The organism is Mesorhizobium sp. M1A.F.Ca.ET.072.01.1.1, from assembly GCF_004023325.1.
Taxonomy (GTDB): Bacteria; Pseudomonadota; Alphaproteobacteria; order Rhizobiales; family Rhizobiaceae; genus Mesorhizobium.
On the sequence record NZ_RZSF01000632.1, the window covers coordinates 1 to 1449 of the forward strand.

General features: G+C 66.3%; 1 protein-coding gene and 1 pseudogene. Both read right to left on the reverse strand.

Annotated elements, in window-relative coordinates; genetic code table 11:
- A pseudogene (locus EOA32_RS37135) lies at positions 1-463 on the reverse strand (ABC transporter permease); the annotation flags it as partial.
- A gap of 1 nt (position 464) precedes the next feature.
- Entirely contained in the window at positions 465-1325 is an 861-nt protein-coding gene (locus tag EOA32_RS37140) for an ABC transporter permease (RefSeq protein ID WP_128374304.1), read from the reverse strand.
- Positions 1326-1449 lie beyond the last annotated feature (124 nt).

A 1449-nucleotide genomic window follows, 5' to 3' on the forward strand; every position in this document is an offset into this window, starting at 1 on the left:
GAATGATGGCGAAGGGCAGCGCCAGGATGGTGTGGGCGATGACGAAACCGATCGTCGTGCCGGCGAGCCCGATGCGCAGGAAAAAGGCGTAGATGGCGATGGCGAAAACCACGACCGGCAGCACCATCGGCGTCAGCAGCAGGCCGCGCAGGAGCTGCCGGCCGCGAAATTCGCCCCTGACCAGGCTGAAGGAGGCGAGCAGGCCGATCAGAACCGCGAGGATGGCGGCCATCGCGGCGATCTTGGCGCTGGTCAAAGCGGCGTCGACCCAGGCCGGGTCGGCGAGCAGTTCCTGATACCATTTCAGCGTCCAGCCAGGTGGCGGAAAGGCCAGCCAGCGCGACGAGCCGAACGACAACAGGACAATGAAGACCACCGGTAACAGAAGGAAAGCTGCGATGAGCGCAGTGAAGCCGGCGAGCGCCGCACGCAGCCATCCGAGCCGGTCGTAGTCGAGCAGCATCTTAGAGCCCTCCGGCGAGGCGCCTGGCGCCGACCATGCGCAATTGGATCGCGTAGAGCACCATGGTGACGGCGAGCAGCACGAAGGCCGCAGCACTTCCGAGCCCCCAGTTGAGCAGCGACTGCACCGTCTGGGCGATCATTTCGGCGAGCATCATGTTCGATGTGCCGCCGAGCAGCGCGGGCGTCACGAAATAGCCGAGCGACATGACGAAGACCATCAGCCCGCCGGCGGCGATGCCGGGCAGCGACAGCGGTAGCAGGATGCGGCGGAATGCCTGCGACGGGCTCGCGCCGCAAAGGGCGGCGGCGCGCAGCGTCATCGGATCGATGGCGCTCAGCGTGCCGACCAGCGGCAGGATCATGAACGGCAGCATGATGTAGACCATGCCGATGGTGACACCGGTCAAATTGTTGATGAGCGGCAGCGGCTCCTGGATGACGCCGAGCCCCATCAGCGCCCGGTTGATCACACCGGTGCGCTGCAAAAGCACCATCCAGGCATAGGTGCGGGTGAGGAGATTGGTCCACATCGACAGGATGATGATGCCGAAGACGACCGAACCGAGCGCCGGCGGCATGATCGCCAGCATCCAGGCGACCGGAAACGCGACGACGATGGTTACGACGGTGACGACGGCCGCGACCAGGAAGGTGTTGAGAAACACCCGCACATAAGTGCCGCTGCCGAACAGCGCGGCATAGTTCTGCAGGCCGGGCTCGGGATCGGTGACGCTGCGCAGCAAGAGCGCGACCACCGGCACGACAAAGAACAGGCCGACCAGCACCAGGGCCGGCAGGGCGCCGCCGCTGCCGGCCGGCAGGCCGGCAATCGAGCCGCGGCTGAGGGAGTGTGCTTGCATCGAGCGGTTCCCGTCGTCCCGAAGGGGGCGCGGCTTGCCGCGCCCCGGCTTGCTATGGCGCTACTTGGTCTGCCAGGCGTACCAGCGCGTGGCGATCTCGTCGCGGTGCTCGGCCCAGTAGTTC

Bases quoted from the DNA above. Each gene is read 5' to 3' on its own strand.
- EOA32_RS37140 (WP_128374304.1), bottom strand. From the start codon at position 1,325: ATGCAAGCACACTCCCTCAGCCGCGGCTCGATTGCCGGCCTGCCGGCC.